Source organism: Arenibacter flavimaris (assembly GCF_030291335.1).
Taxonomy (GTDB): domain Bacteria; phylum Bacteroidota; class Bacteroidia; order Flavobacteriales; family Flavobacteriaceae; genus Arenibacter.
Map to the genome: position 1 here is coordinate 222,957 of NZ_JASWIM010000003.1, position 18,613 is coordinate 241,569.

Sequence of the window (18,613 nt, forward strand, 5' to 3'; positions counted from 1 at the left end):
ATCCCTTGGCAGCATTACCTGCCCAGGTTCCTTGGGTATAATCTCAGCCTGACCTAACAAGCACCCCTTTGAGACGGGCGCAAATTTACATACCACCAATCTAATTTCATAATAAAAAGAGATAAATAATTAACTATTATTTATAGACCAACCGGACTTGAAATCCGTACATTAGGATAACAGCTGTAAAAACTGGTATTATTAATGAATAAAACAAAGAACAAATTTACCTTTAAAATCATGTTCAGCTACCTAATGCTCGGGATTTTGACCCTTGTAGTGGCCTATTTTATATTTTCTGAAATAAAGGTATTTGTATCTACGGACACCGCCACGGAAAACGATGCCAAATTACTTAAAACCGGTTCCCTTCTTACAGACCTATATGAGGCGGAGAGTCTCTCTAAATTGGCCCTCCAAAAAAAGACCCCAAAAAGCTTTACGGCCTATGCCCAAAAAATAGATTCCATTTTTGTCACCATAGACTCGCTAAAACTCCTAACGGATAGTGACTATCAAAAAGGAATGCTGGATAGTGTTCAAGGACTTCTTAAAAAAAAGGTATTCAACAGCAACGAACTCCTAAGATTAAAAAGAAAAAGTGAAGCCAACAATTCTATAGACAATGCCTTAAAGGAATTCAGTAAAATAGAGGAGTCTCTTGGAAAAATAACTCCGGAGAGCCTTAATCCCAACTATTTGGACCTGCCCCCGGATGCACAGAATACAATAAAAAAATGGGCCGAATACCTTAGTGAAAATGTCCCAAAAGACACCAATAACGTTCAAGTTTCACAGCAGGTAGATTCAGTATTAACAGTATCCAAGTCGCTTTTGGCCGAGGCCAAACAGAGCAACACCAAAAACCTCCGCTCGGTAGCGCAGAAAGAATATCAATTAAGCAGGGCCGATCTGGAAATTTCACAACAGCTTAGAAGTATTATTTCTGCCTTTGAACAGGAAGTAATCACCAAATCCTATAATGACAACCTCAAAAAACAAACTGCCCTAAAAAGAAGCCTACGTGTAGCAGGTTTTGCAAGCTTACTTGGTTTAGCGATTGTGGGACTTTTTACTTTTTTGATCACCAAAGATTATTGGAAAGTACAATTATATAGGCAACAATTGGAAAAGGAAAAGAAATTTTCAGAATCCCTTTTAAAGAGTCGGGAGCAATTGATTTCTACGGTCAGCCATGACCTTCGCACCCCCTTAAATACCATTACCGGTTATTCCGAACTTATGGAAAGTACCGGTCTTACCGGCAAACAGGTTTCTTATTTAAAGAATGTAAAATCCGCGTCAAAATATGTGGATAGCTTAGTAAACGATCTATTGGATTTTTCCAAATTGGAGGCAGGAAAAATTAAAATAGAGAAGACGGCATTTATACTCTCGGACCTTATCCGTGAAACTTCCGAAAACCTCAAGGAAATTCATTTAAAGAAACCCTTGGAACTCATTGTAAATATAGATGGTAAATTGAACAATCCCGTTTTGGGGGATCCTTTTCGGATAAGACAAATATTGACCAACCTTATCGGCAATGCCTATAAATTTACCAATGAAGGTTTCGTAAAAATTGATGCTAAGGTAATAAGCGAGGCAAACGGGAACTACCACATCTTAATTCAGGTTGCAGATTCCGGCATAGGAATTAAAAAAGAGAAACAAGAACACATTTTTAAAGAGTTCACCCAAGCGGAGGACCACATGGATAAGAAATATGGTGGCTATGGACTAGGACTCACTATCTCAAAGAAACTCACCGAACTTTTGGGAGGAGCAATAAGTCTTCAGAGCGAGGAGAATAAAGGAAGTACATTTTCGGTTGAAATTCCACTGGAAATATCAACAAAACCTTTGAATACTCCCACGAAAATTGAAATAAACCCAAGGGTCAAGTTAGCCCTCCTTATCATTGATGACGACCCTGCTATGCTTAAACTGCTCAAGGAAGTCTGTCAACATTTGGGTTTCGCAACCCATATCTACAATAATTTTTATGAAATTTCAAAACGCGGGGAGCTGCCCTACGACATGGTTTTGACCGACATACAAATGCCGAACATTACGGGTTTTGAAGTCTTGGGAGAGTTACAAAACGGCACCTATTCACATTATGCCGGACAACCAGTAGTAGCCATGACCGGCAGAAAGGATTTGGGCAAGGAGGAGTATCATAAAGCAGGTTTTACGGATATACTACAAAAGCCCTTTACCAAGGAAGCTTTGGTAAAGGTAATTTCCGCCTTGTTTCCCAAGGTGATTCAGCAAAATACCGAGAAAAAGATCAAACCAAATATTACCTCCGGCTCCATCTTATTCCATTTAGGGGTCATCTCTTCCTTTTTAGGTGATGATGAGGAGGGAATAGCCGATGTTTTACGGACCTTTATTACCGACACCGAAACCAATATGGAAAAATTGAAATGGGCGGTAGAGGCTATGGACTACGGGCAGATCAACAATATATCACACCGAATGCTACCTATGTTCCGCCAATTGAATAGTACCGAAATTATTCCCATCTTGGAACAACTGGAAATTTTGGAAATAGGCCAAATACCACCTAAAATACTAAAGCAGACCTACAGGGACCTTCTTAATAAGTCCACCGTATTGATCCTGGCCATTAAATCGTATTTGACTACAAGTCCAAATTATAGTGATTAATTTTATTATAGAGCGTTTTTCTCGTAATCTGGAGCAATTTGGCCGCTTTGGACTTATTGAAATTTGATTGCTTTAAGGCCTTTACTATTTGTTCCTTCTCATAATCCGCCTTGGAAAAGTTATCAACTTTGACATTGTTTTCCTTGCTCCGATATACTTCTTTAGGCAGGGCACCTTTCTCCACCAAATCCCCGCTTGTCAACAAAACCGCCCTTTTTATCACATTCTGTAATTCCCGTAGATTTCCGGGCCAATGATATTGCTTAAATATATCCTCCACATCCTCAGAAAAACCTTTTACCTTTTTTCCTAGGGATTGGTTGGCCTTTCTCAAAAAGAAATCTGCGAAAAGTGGCAGGTCCTCATAACGTTCCTCCAAAGAAGGTATTTCCACAGAAAATTCGTTGATCCTGTGAAAAAGATCTTCCCTAAAACTACCGTTTTCAACAGCCTCTGTCAAGTCTTCGTTAGTGGCCGTCACAATTCGGATATCTACCTCTATCTCCTTGTTGCTGCCTACTCTTTTAATTTTTCTTTCCTGTAAGGCCCTTAACAACTGTATTTGGTTTTCATAAGAGAGATTCCCTATTTCATCCAAAAACAAAGTACCACCGTTGGCGGCTTCAAAATGCCCCTTCTTATCCTCCACGGCTCCGGTAAAGCTACCTTTAACATGCCCAAAAAATTCACTGGTCGCTATTTCTTTGGGAATGGCTCCACAGTCTACCGCCACAAAATTGTGTGCCGTCCGTTTGCTATTGTCGTGAATGGCCCTTGCCGTAACTTCCTTTCCAGTTCCACTTTCCCCTGTAATTAGAACGGACATGTCCGTTGGGGCCACCAACTTAATGTACTCGTGCAATTTTTTGGAAGCTTCACTTATGCCAACGACAACCCTATAGTCCTGGGTCCCATCTTCCCCACTTTCAACCTTAAGGCTTTCTTTTGGGGTATTATCCAGCTGCAGCTTGGTCTCTTGGCTTAAGGCGCTTTTAATCTGCATTAAAATTTCCTCAGGAGTAAAGGGTTTGGAAATATAGTCGTAGGCCCCTTTTTTCATGGCCTCCACGGCAGAACCTACCTCCGCATAACCCGTCATTACAATAACCTGTGTCTTTGGATTTACCTCCTTGATATCGGACAACAATTGCAGCCCGTCATAATTGGGGAGCCGTAAATCTGTCAGCACTAGGTTATAGGCGCTTGCCTTGAATTTGGTTTTGGCATCCTGTGCCGTAAAACTAACGTCTACATCGTATCCGTTTCTAATCAGGAATTTTTGAAGCATTTGACAAAAAGCGGCGTCATCTTCAATGATAAGGAGTTTGGGCATACCTTTCTTTTACAATTTACATTGGATAGTAAAAATACCATAAGAAAGTTAGTTGCCTTTAAAAATTTTCATAAAAAAGAAGGGGGATTGTTTAAAACAATCCCCCTCTTACCAAACCTACTTGATACAAAACAAATAATTCAGGTTTTACTATAGTTCTATCCAGTTACCATCTTTATCTGCATACAAGGTTCCTGTAGTACCGTCTTCCAAGGTTACTTCCAACTTATATTGCTCCTGCTTGTTCACATAAGCCTTACTGATGGTCCCAGAAGGATATTCCTTGGAAACAGCTGTTGTAACCGCTTCAGGTAAATCACTTGCCTCTATTTCAGAGAAGTCGTCCTGAGCTATTGCGGTCTGTGTTGCTTCAAGAGCTACGTTCCCTCCGCCATTGGCAAATGCGGTTAGACTTCCGAATGATAATACTGCTACAAAAAATAATTTTTTCATGATTTTCATTTTAATAGTTAAACTTGTTATACCTATTGAAAATATGATACCAAAATAAAATTCGCGCCAGATTTAAACACAAACAACTGTTTTTTAAATGATTACAAAATACACTAGAAATTAAGACCTGTGTAATTTTGTATATCGTTCTTTTTTATTGGGTAAAAACTAAACACTCCGTCTTCCACATCCTGTTTAAATCCACAAAGAGAATTCTTAAGCCTGTGACCCCCTTCGTAAAGCCGTCAATCAAATGAATAGAGCTAATTTGAATATGGGAATTGGCCTTTTAAGGTTCCCGAAACAAAAAATGGAATCGTTAAGACGATCCCATTTTTTTCATTGGTCATACCAATAATATCTATACAAACCTTTACTATCTTTCAATCCAATCCCCATCCTTATCTGCATATATAGTACCTCTCTTGCCTTCCTTCAAAGTTATATCCAACCTAAATTGTTGGGAATTATTCACGTAGGCCCTACCTATTACAGCAGAAGGATAATAAGTATCTATTGCCTTTATCACTGCTTCGGGCAGTTCTGCCCTACTTATTTCGGAGAACTTATCTTGGGCTACGCTCATTTCCATAACAGCCCCCTTTACTACTTTGTTCTCCTGTGCACAGGCGGTTAAACTTGTTATTGATAATGCAATTCCAAAAAATAGCTTTCTCATGATTCCAATTTTATAATTATACCATTACCAAATGAAAAAACGATACCAAAATCAATACAACATTTCATTTAACTCATTATCAATAACTTAAAGAAGTAATACTATAGTAATGATACTGTGTAATACTGGGTATGCAGCCTTTCAATTGTGTTAAAAATACACACCTTCGCTATTGGGTAAATGAGAGGGCAGTACCCTGAAAATACTTGAAAAGAACCTTATAGGCCTAAAAACACAATAAGCTTAATATAGCATAGGTTATCACTATAATGGAAACTATAATTGGCAGCAGTAACACCCTTCTTCCTCTATAAAACTAAAGAGTTTGGAGGCGCTGGTTCCCTTATAAACGCAAAAGGGCCACCTTACGGTAGCCCTTTTAACCCAACATAATTATACAATTCTCTTTTTCAACGTCTTACATATCAATCCAGTTACCTTCGGCATCAGCGTATAATTCGGAATTGGTTCCGTCCGAAAAAGTAACCTCCAATTTATATTCAGCTTCCTCATTTACATATGCCTTGTTTATCACAGCACCTGCATGATCTTTTTCCAAGGCTTTTCTGATGGTATCCGGCAATTGATCAAGGTCTATTTCAGTAAATTCTTGAGCAATTATTACTTCCATAATCCCATCGTGAAATATTGGAGGGGATGCCAAAACTGGACTTAGACTTCCCATTGCCAACGCTGTGGCGAAAACCAGGCTTTTCATATCGTTTTTCATATCTCTTGTGTTTTGTGTAAATACTAATTTTTTTCTCACAGAACAAAGAAGGAAAATTGTGCCAACTTATATATTTAAACAATTACATTTTCAATATGTTTAAAATCAGATGTTTACGGTATTGTTGCCATCTATGGGGAATGTATAATTATGTATAGCATCCCAAAAAGTGTATAAAAATTATACACTTTTTGGGTACAATACCTGATATATGTTTACAATGGAAAACCAGCTAGACAAAAAATGGATGATAATCCAAAATGTTGACCGCAAATCTATTTTACCTGGTGGGCAGGTTTCTGAAGGTCGTTTACCGTTTTTACAGGATTGAAAGTCACCAAGGGGACCTCAACAAAAATAGTATTCCAAAAGGCCATGGCACCGTTCCACAGACCTGGAAGCTCCAAAGCCTTTAGGTCCTTGCCCTCCTTGGTTTTTTGCGTAATGAATCCTTGCTTGGCATCTACAAAATTGAGCAAATTATATTTCTCTCCCTTATAATTTCTGACCCCACAGACCAAATCTACCGGGTTAAAATGGGTAGAATTCTTTAGGATTTCAACCTGTTCAGGATTATCCATATCTACTTGTGCAGATTCAATGATTTGTAATGAAATATGATCATGGGCATCCTTTATCCAAAATGGACCACCCCCTGGCTCGCCTTCATTCTTGACCATACCGCAAATGCGAATGGGACGATTGATTTTATCCTTTAAAATTTCTATTTGCTGCCCAATACTAAACCCCCCGAATTTATCTGAAAAACGAACATTTAAATCCCGTTCCAAAAACAATTTTATAGTTTCCAAAATTTCGGAAGTTAAATTGTCCCCATCCAATATTTTGGCATATTCAAAAGCTTTGCCTTGTAATTCCAAAAGCAGTCCGGCCAATATCTTTTTACTTTTGGCAACCTCGTTGGAGAATCTGGGAACCACCACATTATCGATATTCTTAATAAAAATAATATCCGCATCCTGCTCGTTAAGGTTCTCTATCAATGAGCCATGACCAGCTGGTCTAAACAACAGTGAACCATCGGAATTCCTGAACGGCTTATTGTCCAATGTAACCGCGATAGTGTCTGTTGAGGGTTTCTGGAAAGAGTAATTTACGGTAAAGGAGGTTTTGGTATCCTTGGACACCCGCTCTCCGGCAGTCTTAAATTCCTTGTTAAACATTTCTCCATGCTGCTCAGAAATGGTAAAATGTAGATTTGCCTCGTTATTCACCTGTGCATAGGCAACTGCCTCTTTTAAATGTTCTTCGAAAGGCGTAGCTGTATATTGGCCATAGTCATGAAAGGGTAAAAGTCCTTTTGGGTAAAATCCGAAATTCAATCCTTCCGACAATAGCATCTCCTGCACAAAAAAGTACTTTTCCTCATCCTTGGAGCTTGTTCTACCAGCTATACGATTTTGAATAAGGGAATAAAATGCGAATTTTTTGTACCCATCAAAAAAGGCTTTAACATCCTTATCCTTGGTCCTGTCCAAATAGGCGTCAAATTTTTCAGCTTTGGGATCATAAGTGTCCAAAAAATTGAACATAGCCTTGAACATTCGGGATGCAGCACCTGAAGCCGGCACAAATTTCAGAAGGGATTTCTTCTTTTTTGCCTCCTCAAATTTCTTTATAAACTTTTGCTCCTCAGCCTCCGAAAATTTAGAAATTCCATCGGATACCACTGCGGCCTTTTCCAATCTCACAAAAGGAATCCCCTCTTTAAATGTTTCAATTTGACCAAGAACTTTTTCCTTAGAAATACCTTTTTTTTCTAATTGTTTTTTGTCTGCTTCCGTTAATTCCATTATTTTCTCAGTAATTGATTAATATAGTTCCGGGCCGTTCTAAGCCTTGTTTTTTTATCACCCTTTAAGATAATAAAATTCCTGTTATATTTTTCCAAAGTATCCTTGAAATATAGAAACATTCGTTCACGATCATTGGGTTTATCCCTTAAGTCATCCTTTTCCCACGGAATGTCTATATAGGTCAGAAAATAAATATCGTAACTATTCTGTAGCGCGTAAGTTTCCAAAATTGGATCACAGTACCCCAAATAATAAGCTTCGGAATATACCTTGGTCTCCAAAAGATCGGTGTCGCATATTAATAATTCATTTGCTTTTTTGGTCAAGGAATTTTCCAATTTTATCTGGCCCTCTGCAATGGGCAATAAATCCTTGGGTTCACAGGTTTTCTTCTCATTATCCCATTTTTTCTGAAGGTAATCGCGTGCATATTCAGGTACCCAAACAGTATTGTAATGAGTGGCCAACTCTTGGGACAAGGTGGTCTTCCCGGTAGATTCGGGACCAAATAAAACTACTTTAACAATACTTGAGGGCTCTTGTTTAAACTTTTCTTCCATGCAAGGTATCCGAAAATCGCAATAATAGTGAACAATAAATATTGCAGAGATGTAAATATAAGTCCTTTATAAAGATATAATGGAACCGATATTACATCGCCAATGATCCAATATACCCAATTTTCAAGTTTTTTCTTAGCCATAAGCCACATTCCTACAAAGAATATAGCCGTCGTAAAGGTATCCACATAAGCTGTCCAATTATCCAACCTATCAAATACTACGTATACCAAAACAACGAATATAACGGTAGACCCGAATAAAACAGCTGACCATTTTTTCTCCAGGGCAGTCGTTGTTGTTATGGGAATAAAATGGGTCTCATCTATCTTTCTAGTCCAAATATACCATCCGTAGACACTCATGGCAAAATAATAGGCATTGATCAACATATCTCCCAATAACCCAAAAACCAAAAGAATATAAACGAACAGCCCTGTGCTTAGGATTCCTGTAGGGAAAACCAAAATATTCTCGCGCATGGAGTACCAAACACTTAAAAATCCGAAAAACACCCCTACCATTTCCAAAATTATCAAATGGGTGGAAGTGTCCTGGTACTGGGCAAAAATCCAATCAAAAATGGGGCTCATAATTACTCGGGTCAGATTTAACAATTTTCAACATTATACAACTCTTTTCCAACCACTCCAATGAGGATCCATTTCCAGTTAAAACGGCTCTTATAGCTGATCGTATTGCCTATAAGTCTTTACGCCCAAAGTACTTGCCATAATATAAGGTCCAGATTTCAAGTTTTTACAAAATTAACTTTTCCATTAAAAGACTTGGAATTTATCTAGAAAAAATATTTCCGAATTGGCAGATGTATTACATTGATTACCAAATAGGACAATTGACCAAACCCAAGAAAAAGAAGCTGCAATATTGGATTGGGAAACAGCGCCAACAGCGCATTTTAAAGGCCCCTAATTTTTAACGGCGTACACACAGGTATAACCTTCGAATTCCAAAAATTTAATATCGTAATGGGAGGTTTTTCCCTTATAAAGAATGGTGCCCGTAGTCTCCGTGTCCGACAATGAAAAATCCGTAATATCAATATGGTGCAAAAAACTAAGTCCATGTTGTGCATATATCTTGTACAAGGATTCCTTGGCACCCCAAACAATGGTAAGCTTTCTAATTAAGGCTTCTGCATTTGCAACAGTTTTATACTCCTCCAAAGGAGTATACTTGTTGGCTATCCTTAGAATTTTTTCACGTTGCATTTCAATATCGATTCCCACCTCTTTGGTATCCGAAATTATAATTCCAGTGAATTCGTGCGAATGTGTAATGGAGATGAACTTGCCATCGGTTAAATGGGGTTTGCCGGCATCATCGTAAAATAGATCATGATCCACATAGCCCTCCACCCCCATTAAATGTCTAATGCTCAAAAACCCCCTTCTGTGCAATTCGGACTTCATTCCCATCATACGTTTTTGGCAATGGGGCGTTAGTACAATTCCTTCAGAAAGCTGGGTTTCCGTTTCTTCAACCTTCCAAATCAAGAGCTTGGAGTTGTCTCCAACGGTTATTGTTTTATAAAGAGGCATTAGATTATTTAAGTTATTACTACCTTTGCAAATGCAAATTATAAGAAAATTGTTCTATTACTAAAATAAAAATAAAAAAGGAGAAGGAATAGGCTAATCGAAGATATTCTTCATTTATATTATTTTTAATCCAATCCTCCAGTTTATTTGAAGACGAATACGAACAATTAACAATAACAAAAAAGTTTATGAGTACTAAAACCATTCCATACATACCCTATAAGGTAAAAGATATTGGCTTAGCCAAATGGGGAAGAAAAGAAATTGAACTTGCGGAAGCCGAAATGCCAGGCCTAATGTCCTTAAGGGAAGAATACGGAAAAGAACAGCCCCTTAAAGGCGCCCGTATAGCCGGGTGTTTGCATATGACTATACAAACAGCGGTGCTTATTGAGACTTTAGTAGCTTTGGGCGCAGATGTAACTTGGAGTTCCTGTAATATTTTCTCTACCCAAGATCAGGCGGCTGCTGCTATTGCGGCAGCCGGAGTACCCGTTTATGCCTGGAAGGGAATGAGCGAAGAAGAATTTAATTGGGCCATTGAACAGACCTTATTTTTCGGTGAAGATCGCCAACCCTTAAACATGATCTTGGATGACGGCGGCGACCTTACCAATATGGTATTGGACAAATACCCAGAATTGGCTTCAGGTATCAAGGGCCTTTCCGAAGAGACTACCACTGGTGTCCATAGATTATATGAGAGGGTAAAAAAGGGAACCTTACCAATGCCGGCCATTAATGTCAACGATTCTGTTACCAAATCCAAATTCGACAACAAATACGGTTGTAGGGAAAGTGCAGTAGACGCTATTAGAAGGGCTACAGATACCATGCTTGCGGGCAAAAGGGTTGTAGTTGCAGGATATGGCGATGTAGGGAAGGGCACGGCAGCTTCTTTCAAAGGTGCAGGTTCCATTGTTACGGTTACCGAAATTGATCCTATTTGTGCCCTTCAGGCAGCAATGGACGGATTTGAGGTAAAGAGAATGGATACTGTCATTGGAAATGCAGATATCGTAATAACCACTACTGGAAATAAGGATATTATACAGTCGCAGCATTTTAAAGCGATGAAGGACAAAATCATCGTTTGTAATATTGGCCATTTCGACAATGAAATAGACATGGCTTGGTTGAACAAAAATTACGGACATACCAAGGATGAAATAAAACCACAAGTAGATAAATACACGCTTGACGGAAAGGATATAATTGTTTTGGCCGAAGGTAGATTGGTAAACTTGGGATGTGCTACCGGACATCCAAGTTTTGTAATGAGCAACTCGTTCACCAACCAAACCTTAGCTCAAATGGAACTTTGGAACCATAGTGACAAATACAAGAATGATGTGTATATGCTTCCAAAACATTTGGATGAAAAAGTAGCAGCGTTGCACCTATCCCGATTGGGAGTAGAATTGGAAACTTTAAGACCGGAACAGGCTGAATATATTGGGGTAACCGTTCAGGGACCATTTAAGCCCGACTATTACAGGTACTAATTGCAATCCCATTTGGAAGATTCCAAAAACTATTTTAATACAAAACCAAAATCCTTATCACAGTCAAAGAGATAAGGATTTTGATTTTTTAATTCCTACACCAACCTAATGAACATACTCATAACCGGAGCAACCGGAACCTTAGGTTCTAGAGTATTATTTTCTATTTTGGAGCTTCGCTTTCAAAGTATTGAAACCATTTATCTTCCTGTACGCAGGAAAACTACGGTTAGCCCTGAACAACGTATCAAAAATGTAGTAACCAGTGAATTCGCAACAGATTTTGTAAAGAAGAACCTTGCCGATGTCTTAAAAAAAATAGTCACGGTAGATGCGGAAGAATTATTAAATCCTACGTCCTTTCTAGGAAACACCAAATTGGATTATTTTATACACTCGGCCGGGCTCGTCAATTTATCTACGGATCCCGCCGCCAAAGAGGAAATATTCAGTCAAAATTTAGAGTTTACCAAAGAAATATTCAATGCATACCGCAGTAGCATTGTAAAATTCGTTTTTATTAGTACTGCATTTGCGGCAGGAAATATGGCCGGAATAATGCACAATGATTATACCCAAATAAAAAATGGCGACTATCGCAACCATTACGAAGCCTCCAAACACGCTTCTGAGAAATTCCTATTAAAAGCCGGGGAAGAAAACAATATTCCCATTCAAATATTGCGGCCCAGCGTTCTGGGGGGAAATATTAATGAGAGCCCACATTATTTTATATCAAAATACATGGTTTTTTACCTTTTTGCCAAGTTTTTTCACAATAGCAATTCCATGGATGCCATACGTATTACCACCAATACGGCTACAGGCTTAAATATTATTCCTACAGACTATGCTGCCCAGGTAATAGCCATGGTAATTTCTACTGAAATTCAACAATTGAACATTGTTAACTCCAAAGAGACGAATATGAAAAAAGGCATTTCCAAAATTTTAAAGGTCGTAGGTTTCTCTAATTTTAGTTTTACCGAGAATCAAATTAATACCTCAACAGGATTTTCCTCAAAATTGGAAGAGTATTACTATAAGACCATTGGGCTGCACTTACACCCTTATATGACCTCTAAACCCAATGAATGGGATACGCGCCTATTGGAAAGTATTTTACCCATCCCCAACTACAACCTTGTGGATTATTTATCGGAAACCGTATCATATGCAAAGCTGAACAACTTTCGGAGCCAGCCCTGGTAGGATTTAACAGCCTAGGGACGATTAAAAATGCAAAAAGTCGCCATGGGACGTAATAAATCATAATTGCACATCCAGCAAAGGGATCAATCCCAAAAGTTGTGTGTAAATTAGAAAAAGAAATAATTTACTATCTAATTTTTGTGTCCTGTTCATTTTTTGCATCGCCCAAATGCGTAGCATTCATGAATACCATTAAAAATCAATAGACCAGCCGATGAATAAAAAACGACCAGGGCCTACTAACCAAGGTACGGGGTACCTTGTGGTTAGGAGGAGCCAGCTGTAGCCATGGCCAAGCTGATTTTAAATTTCTTTAAATCTACGCACTTTCCACGGCCCCGGCGTCCAATGTGAAAACCACTTGATTTAAGACGAAATCGAAGATTCACGAAAACCTATAAAAAACCTGTCTGCCTAAGGCAGGTCATAATAACCACTTAAGTAAATTGAAAATAGGCCGGTCCTTACGTTCCGTCAACCCTCCTGTGAGATAAGTCATTTCCGTTATTAAAAACCTTTGGGTATTGCCCTCAAGGTCTATCGTTTGGTCGTTCTTCTTCCGTCGTGGAGATGGCATGGCCGTTAAGAATTATTGAAGCCTTGGAAATAATTTAATCATTGGTTTTACTAAATTGCTCCTATTAATAAAAACTATATATCAAAAAAAACACGACTGATCAAATTAATCCCTTTTTTTCATAAACACAAAAATTGTTCTTGATCCGTAATAAATCATAATTGCACATCCAGCAAAGACTAAAAAATATCTTTAAATAAGTAAAACAAAAAACCCTCTTTGTTTCCAAAGAGGGTTCCTAAATCTTAAAAGATTTTCTTTTTAGGCTTCAAATGGTTCAATAGAAACATAAGATTTACCTCCAGCTTTCTTTTGGAACTTTACAAGACCATCTACCTTTGCATGCAAAGTATGATCTTTTCCAGCGTAAACATTCTCACCTGGGTTATGCCTGGTACCACGTTGTCTTACAATGATGTTTCCTGCAATGGCAGCTTGTCCACCATAAATCTTAACGCCCAAGCGTTTTGATTCTGATTCCCTACCGTTTTTAGAACTACCTACACCTTTCTTATGTGCCATGATATATAGTTTTTATTCTTGTTATTAACTTAAAGCGGCAATTAATTCTGCTTTTTTCATTGAAGAATAACCTTCAACTCCCTTAGCTTTTGCCAATTCCCTTAACTCAGCAACCGTGTTTTTACTCAAATCCTCGGTAGCTTTAGCTTCCACCTTCTTTGGAGCTTCCGCCTTTACCGCTGCTTTTTTAGCGACAGGCTTGGCTTCTTTTTTTGGTTGCGCCTTCTTCTCGGATTTTTTGGCTCCAGAGGTAATGATACCTTCTATTACCAATTCGGTCAAATATTGACGGTGACCGTTTTTCTTTTTGTAACCCTTACGTCTTTTCTTTTTAAAGACAATTACCTTATCACCTTTTAGGTGCTTAATGACTTTAGCCTCAACAGCGGCTCCGTCTATAGCTGGGGCGCCAATTGTAATGTTACTACCATCTTCCAACAAAAGAACGTTATCAAAGGTTACTTTGCTACCTTCTTCGTCTTGCAAACGGTGAACATACACTTTTTGGTCTTTCGCAACTTTAAATTGCTGCCCTGCTATCTCTACAATTGCGTACATAGCTTGTGTTATTTATAAAATTTAAGAACAAGCCTAATATTTACTTAGGCGGGTGCAAATATACTCCTAAATCCTTAATCCACAAGTGATTTTTAAGATTTTTAAACCGATTTCCTTTTGAGGTTGTTGGAGGTCTTGAATAATTGCATAAATGAAAGGGTCAATACCAAGGAAGTTGCAAAGCCCATGATGGCAACAGTAAAGAACACAATGCCCTCTGAAGTATTATAATCCCTGAACCAAACCGTGGAGAGCTCCTCCAAAAACCCCAGATTTATCTCCGTAGCATAAAAGGCAAAAAAAATGGTGAAAATCAATGTACCCACAAACCCGGTAACAATCCCCGCAGTAAAACCTGTGCCATAATTAAAGGAAGGCCCTTCCTTGACCCTAAAGTATTTAATGGCCTCATATATTCCGAATCCCGTTATTACACCATTAAAAAGACTATAAAAAATATTGGTGTGGAGGTTAAAAAGGGACAGTAACAAGAAATAGGCAATTAATGAGCCGCTAACAGCTATGCCAAACCTAATAGGAAGTGCAAATTGTTTCATTGTATAGAATTTTTAGGTTATGGATTTAATTTACAGAATTTTAATGATTTATACACGAAAATTAACATGGAATTATTTGAATGCCCACATTTGCCTATGAAACCAATCGCAAAGACGGATAATAGTACCCAAATTTCCCGGATTTCGCCGAAAAGGGCGGGATTAGTTCAACTTGCAATTTTAAGTGCGCCTTACAGACTTCCCAAAATTGAGTTTCACTAATAAAAGGAATCGACCCCAAGGTCGAGGTAGTGGACCTGGATCCCGCCGAAAAGGGCGGGATTAGTTCAACTTGCAATTTTAAGTGCGCCTTACAGACTTCTCAAAATTGAGTTTCACTAATAAAGACACTGCATTTTGGCTTCGTTTTCCGCAAGGGATCCCGGAGCGTATTTTGACGTCCATGAAAGGTAAAAAGTGTCTTGAAACGGAGCTATTTTAGCGCGCCAAAAAGGGATGGATCCAACCTGTTTTTCCCTATTTTCATATACGGCTTATATACGGCTTATCTATGGCTTATCTACGGCTTATCCCCGGACAGGACATTAACCCATGTTCCGCTGAATTTTTTTCCCTAGCCCGGCTATTCAAAAAAGGCGTCCATAAAATAAAAGGTAGTGGACCTGGATCCCGCCGAAAAGGGCGGGATTAGTTCAACTTACAATTTTAAGTGCGCCTTACAGACTTCCCAAAATTGAGTTTCACTAATAAAAGGTATCGACCCCAGGGTCGAGGCAGTGGACCTGGATCCCGCCGAAAAGGGCGGGATTAGTTCAACTTGCAATTTTAAGTGCGTCTTGCAGACTTCTTAAAATTGAGTTTCACTAATAAATTTGGGATCAATAGGAATATGGACGGTTATTGGATCCATTACATAGCAACAGATACAGTATGCAACACAAACCCCTTCAATTTTCATGGGAATGGTATTTAAATCGTTTATAAAACGTTCATAATTCAGTATCTTTGGCAACCTAAAATGTACTGATCTGGACCATGTGAAAAACAATTGGCCCCATTAAATATTAACTTAACAGGCTTCTTTGGCCAGCTGTAACAGCAATAAACCTTACCCGATGACAAAAAAAAAATTAATCCTTATGCTATCCGTTCTAATTGCGGTAGCCTACTCCTGTAAAGATCAAAACAATGATAATTCACAGATGAAAAACGTAATGGCCATTCATGATGAGGTAATGCCCAAAATGGGGACCATAGGTAAATTAGTGTCGCAATTGGACGAAAAAATTACTAATGATGCCTCTTCTGACGACTATGTAGCTGCCAGGGAGGAATTAAAGGTGGCACACAAAGCTATGATGGACTGGATGAAGGGTTTTGGCGATCGTTTTGATGGCGACGAAATACTCAACGGAAAAGCATTGACGGAAGAAAAACAAAAATGGCTGGATGAGGAAGAGTCAAAGGTGAAAGCCCTTAAGGATCAAATAAATTCCAGCATTGGGCAGGCAGAAGAATTATTGAAAGACAATTAGGGGATTGCTATCCCTTCCAACGTAATGATTCAATAATTTTGCGAATATCCTTTTGAAGGTGTACTGCTGCAGGCAAAATAGAGTCATAATTCGGCTTGGCATAAAAATACAATGACCCGGTTACAAAGTGTTTTGTACTATCCGTTACATAAAACTGGGATTGGGAGGCTGCATTACCCTTTACTTCGTAATACATTCCATAAACCTTATGGGGTTCATTGACCACAGGTTCCTCATAAATGCCGTCGGCCTTTACAACATGCTCGTAGCTCAGTTTTTGGGCATCGGTAAGCAGTTTGTCCAAATTGCCCTTCACTGCCTTATAATTAATAAAAATAGAGCCTTTCATAAGGGGGTAGTCCAATGTAAAGGAAGTATTGGACTCGGATTTTAATCTGGCCATTTCATTGTACTTGACAGAAAAGTGTTCTGTTTCCAACATCCCTTCCTTTCCTGAAGGATATTCCAATCTAAGCATAGCCTTTGGTTTGGGCAAAACATCGTCCTTACAGGCCGACACAAGACATAGCAAAAAAATAAGAAGTACGGGATTATGCTTCATGTGGCAATGTAATTTTTATTTGTTTCAAACGTTTTTTATCCAGGCTCTCCACAACAAACTGATAATCCTTAAACCTTACCACTTCGCCTCTTTTGGGAAAGCTTCCGGCTATTTCCAGGACAAAACCTGCAACCGTTTCAGATTCCCCTTTTTTCTCCTCAAAATCATCCTCATCCTCAATCTTGGCTACCCTATAAAAATCCTTCAAAGCTGTTTTGCCATCAAAGACATAGTTAAAATCGTCCAGCTTAGAGAAAATTAGGTCCTCATCGTCAAACTCATCACTAATATCCCCTACTATTTCCTCTATAATGTCTTCGAGGGTCACTATTCCGGAAGTGCCGCCATATTCATCCACCACAATGGCCAAATGATTTTTTTTAGACTGGAAATCCAGCAACAAATTGTCCAATTTTTTGTTCTCGGGAACAAAATAGGGCTCCCTGATCAGGGACATCCAATTAAAGGTTTTTCGATCGATGTAAGGCAGGAGGTCCTTAACATAAAGTACGCCCAACACGTTGTCCATATTTTGGGAAAAAACCGGTATTCTGGAATACCCATGGGTTTTTATCTCCGCCAAGACTTCCGTAAATTTCATTTCCTCATTAAGGGCAAAAATATCGATTCTTGGGCGCATCACCTGTTTGGTATCCGTATTTCCAAAGGAAACGATCCCCTCCAGTATTTTTTGTTCTTCTACCGTGGTATCGCCCTCCGAAGTGAGTTCCAAGGCCTGGGACAAATGGCCTACGTTAAGATTGGATTTCTGTTTGCCCAATTTATTGTAAAGGTATATGGTTGCCGACCTCATCGGTAAACTTAAAGGCGAAAATAGAAAATCCAAGACCTTTAATGGAAAAGCCATAAAAAAGGCAAAGGTAAATCTATTGCGGTTTGCGTATACTTTGGGTAAAATCTCCCCAAACATCAATATTAAGAAGGTAACCACTACTACCTCCAAGAGAAAGCGTACCGGCACAAGTCCCAAGATAACATATGTAATGTTAGAGAAAATGGTGTCGCCAATATTATTGAACAACAATACCACGCCAATATTTATGGCATTGTTTGCAATTAAAATAGTTGCCAAAAGTTTTTTGGGACGATCCAGAAGTGTAACTATGATTTTCCCTTTGGCCGTCTTTTTTTCCCCTATCCCGTTGACATCGGTTTGGGATAGTCCAAAAAAAGCGACTTCGGCCCCGGAAATAAGGGCGGAAAAAGACAACAAAATAAAAAGGAATGCGATTTTAAAAGCAAAACCGCTATCGATTGCAATAAAATTCAATAATAAACTAAGGGGGTCTGGGTCCAATAGTCAGTTTTTAAATTTAATTAGATTAGAATGGTAAATCATCTTCCTCTTCAGCTCCGTTGTTACTTAACGGCTCATTGGCCTTATTTGTTGTGGCAGATGCACCCTGCTGTGGTTGATTTTGGCTACTTGATTGGGCGTTGGCCATACTTTCTTTTTTCGTGGTCAAGAAAGTAAAATCCTGAACATGCACCTCGGTTGTATACCTGGTATTGCCATCTTCCCCTTGCCATTGACGGTTTTTAAGTCGGCCCTCCACATAAATCTTATCCCCTTTACTCAGGTATTTTTCGCAGATTTCAGCGGCCTTGTTCCGCACCACAATATTATGCCAATCCGTGTTGGTTACCCTTTCCCCAGTCTGCTTATTGGTATAGGTCTCATTGGTAGCCAATGGGAATCTCCCTATACAGTTACCACCTTCAAAAAAGTGAATTTTAACCTCATCTCCCAAATGCCCGATCAGCATTACCTTATTTAGTGTTCCGCTCATAAC

Annotated in this window: 18 protein-coding genes; 4 read left to right on the forward strand and 14 right to left on the reverse strand. The window is 38.8% G+C overall.

Annotation, left to right across the window (positions count from 1 at the left end; genetic code table 11):
- The first annotated feature begins 204 nt into the window (after window positions 1–204).
- On the forward strand, window positions 205–2,676 hold the full coding sequence (locus tag QSE00_RS04295; protein ID WP_286104968.1) for a hybrid sensor histidine kinase/response regulator: 2,472 nt from the start codon (window positions 205–207) through the stop codon (window positions 2,674–2,676).
- Here QSE00_RS04295 and QSE00_RS04300 read toward each other — a convergent pair.
- The 8 genes from QSE00_RS04300 to QSE00_RS04335 all read right to left on the reverse strand — a co-directional run bounded on the left by QSE00_RS04300 (window position 2,651) and on the right by QSE00_RS04335 (window position 9,810).
- A complete protein-coding gene (locus QSE00_RS04300; RefSeq protein ID WP_286104969.1) occupies window positions 2,651–4,009 on the reverse strand; it encodes a sigma-54-dependent transcriptional regulator in 1,359 nt (452 codons plus the stop codon). The two genes, QSE00_RS04295 and QSE00_RS04300, sit on opposite strands and share 26 nt — an antisense overlap.
- A gap of 150 nt (window positions 4,010–4,159) precedes the next feature.
- Window positions 4,160–4,462 carry a hypothetical protein gene (locus tag QSE00_RS04305; RefSeq protein WP_110354794.1) on the reverse strand — a complete coding sequence of 101 codons (303 nt, stop codon included), beginning with the start codon at window positions 4,460–4,462 and terminating at the stop codon, window positions 4,160–4,162.
- Window positions 4,463–4,838: 376 nt separating this feature from the next.
- Window positions 4,839–5,141 (reverse strand): hypothetical protein, encoded by a 303-nt coding sequence (locus tag QSE00_RS04310; protein WP_286104970.1) that lies wholly within the window; start codon window positions 5,139–5,141, stop codon window positions 4,839–4,841.
- A gap of 418 nt (window positions 5,142–5,559) precedes the next feature.
- The gene (locus QSE00_RS04315) at window positions 5,560–5,871 is read right to left on the reverse strand and encodes a hypothetical protein (RefSeq protein ID WP_258364749.1); all 312 of its coding nucleotides are present in this window, start codon (window positions 5,869–5,871) and stop codon (window positions 5,560–5,562) included.
- Window positions 5,872–6,146: 275 nt separating this feature from the next.
- Window positions 6,147–7,685, reverse strand: coding sequence for a DUF4301 family protein (locus tag QSE00_RS04320; protein WP_110354507.1), 1,539 nt, complete (start codon window positions 7,683–7,685; stop codon window positions 6,147–6,149).
- The gene (locus QSE00_RS04325) at window positions 7,685–8,248 is read right to left on the reverse strand and encodes an AAA family ATPase (protein WP_110354506.1); all 564 of its coding nucleotides are present in this window, start codon (window positions 8,246–8,248) and stop codon (window positions 7,685–7,687) included. Before QSE00_RS04325 ends, QSE00_RS04320 begins: the two co-directional genes overlap by 1 nt.
- Window positions 8,203–8,841 carry a nicotinamide riboside transporter PnuC gene (gene pnuC / locus QSE00_RS04330; protein ID WP_110354505.1) on the reverse strand — a complete coding sequence of 213 codons (639 nt, stop codon included), beginning with the start codon at window positions 8,839–8,841 and terminating at the stop codon, window positions 8,203–8,205. Before pnuC ends, QSE00_RS04325 begins: the two co-directional genes overlap by 46 nt.
- A gap of 336 nt (window positions 8,842–9,177) precedes the next feature.
- On the reverse strand, window positions 9,178–9,810 hold the full coding sequence (locus QSE00_RS04335) for a 4'-phosphopantetheinyl transferase family protein (RefSeq protein WP_110354504.1): 633 nt from the start codon (window positions 9,808–9,810) through the stop codon (window positions 9,178–9,180).
- Window positions 9,811–9,998: 188 nt separating this feature from the next.
- Here QSE00_RS04335 and ahcY point away from each other — a divergent pair, with 188 nt between their 5' ends.
- Window positions 9,999–11,315, forward strand: coding sequence for an adenosylhomocysteinase (ahcY, locus tag QSE00_RS04340; protein ID WP_110354502.1), 1,317 nt, complete (start codon window positions 9,999–10,001; stop codon window positions 11,313–11,315).
- A gap of 108 nt (window positions 11,316–11,423) precedes the next feature.
- Window positions 11,424–12,527, forward strand: coding sequence for an SDR family oxidoreductase (locus QSE00_RS04345; protein WP_110354501.1), 1,104 nt, complete (start codon window positions 11,424–11,426; stop codon window positions 12,525–12,527).
- 838 nt (window positions 12,528–13,365) lie between these two features.
- Here the strand turns inward: QSE00_RS04345 and rpmA are convergent.
- The 3 genes from rpmA to QSE00_RS04360 all read right to left on the reverse strand — a co-directional run bounded on the left by rpmA (window position 13,366) and on the right by QSE00_RS04360 (window position 14,741).
- On the reverse strand, window positions 13,366–13,626 hold the full coding sequence (gene rpmA / locus QSE00_RS04350; protein WP_110354500.1) for a 50S ribosomal protein L27: 261 nt from the start codon (window positions 13,624–13,626) through the stop codon (window positions 13,366–13,368).
- A 24-nt stretch (window positions 13,627–13,650) separates the two neighbouring features.
- Window positions 13,651–14,184 carry a 50S ribosomal protein L21 gene (gene rplU / locus QSE00_RS04355; protein ID WP_286104971.1) on the reverse strand — a complete coding sequence of 178 codons (534 nt, stop codon included), beginning with the start codon at window positions 14,182–14,184 and terminating at the stop codon, window positions 13,651–13,653.
- Window positions 14,185–14,285: 101 nt separating this feature from the next.
- The gene (locus QSE00_RS04360; protein WP_110354498.1) at window positions 14,286–14,741 is read right to left on the reverse strand and encodes a DUF4199 domain-containing protein; all 456 of its coding nucleotides are present in this window, start codon (window positions 14,739–14,741) and stop codon (window positions 14,286–14,288) included.
- Between the two features lie 1,076 nt (window positions 14,742–15,817).
- Here QSE00_RS04360 and QSE00_RS04365 point away from each other — a divergent pair.
- Window positions 15,818–16,237 (forward strand): hypothetical protein, encoded by a 420-nt coding sequence (locus QSE00_RS04365; protein ID WP_258364748.1) that lies wholly within the window; start codon window positions 15,818–15,820, stop codon window positions 16,235–16,237.
- Window positions 16,238–16,244: 7 nt separating this feature from the next.
- On the opposite strand, the gene gldD is transcribed toward QSE00_RS04365, so the two are convergent.
- From gldD to QSE00_RS04380, 3 genes are read right to left on the reverse strand one after another with little or no spacing between them, the layout of a single operon-like run.
- The gene (gene gldD / locus QSE00_RS04370) at window positions 16,245–16,799 is read right to left on the reverse strand and encodes a gliding motility lipoprotein GldD (RefSeq protein WP_110354497.1); all 555 of its coding nucleotides are present in this window, start codon (window positions 16,797–16,799) and stop codon (window positions 16,245–16,247) included.
- The gene (locus QSE00_RS04375) at window positions 16,789–18,117 is read right to left on the reverse strand and encodes a gliding motility-associated protein GldE (RefSeq protein WP_110354496.1); all 1,329 of its coding nucleotides are present in this window, start codon (window positions 18,115–18,117) and stop codon (window positions 16,789–16,791) included. Before QSE00_RS04375 ends, gldD begins: the two co-directional genes overlap by 11 nt.
- Window positions 18,118–18,142: 25 nt before the next feature.
- Window positions 18,143–18,610 carry a single-stranded DNA-binding protein gene (locus tag QSE00_RS04380; protein WP_110354495.1) on the reverse strand — a complete coding sequence of 156 codons (468 nt, stop codon included), beginning with the start codon at window positions 18,608–18,610 and terminating at the stop codon, window positions 18,143–18,145.
- Between the last annotated feature and the right edge of the window lie 3 nt (window positions 18,611–18,613).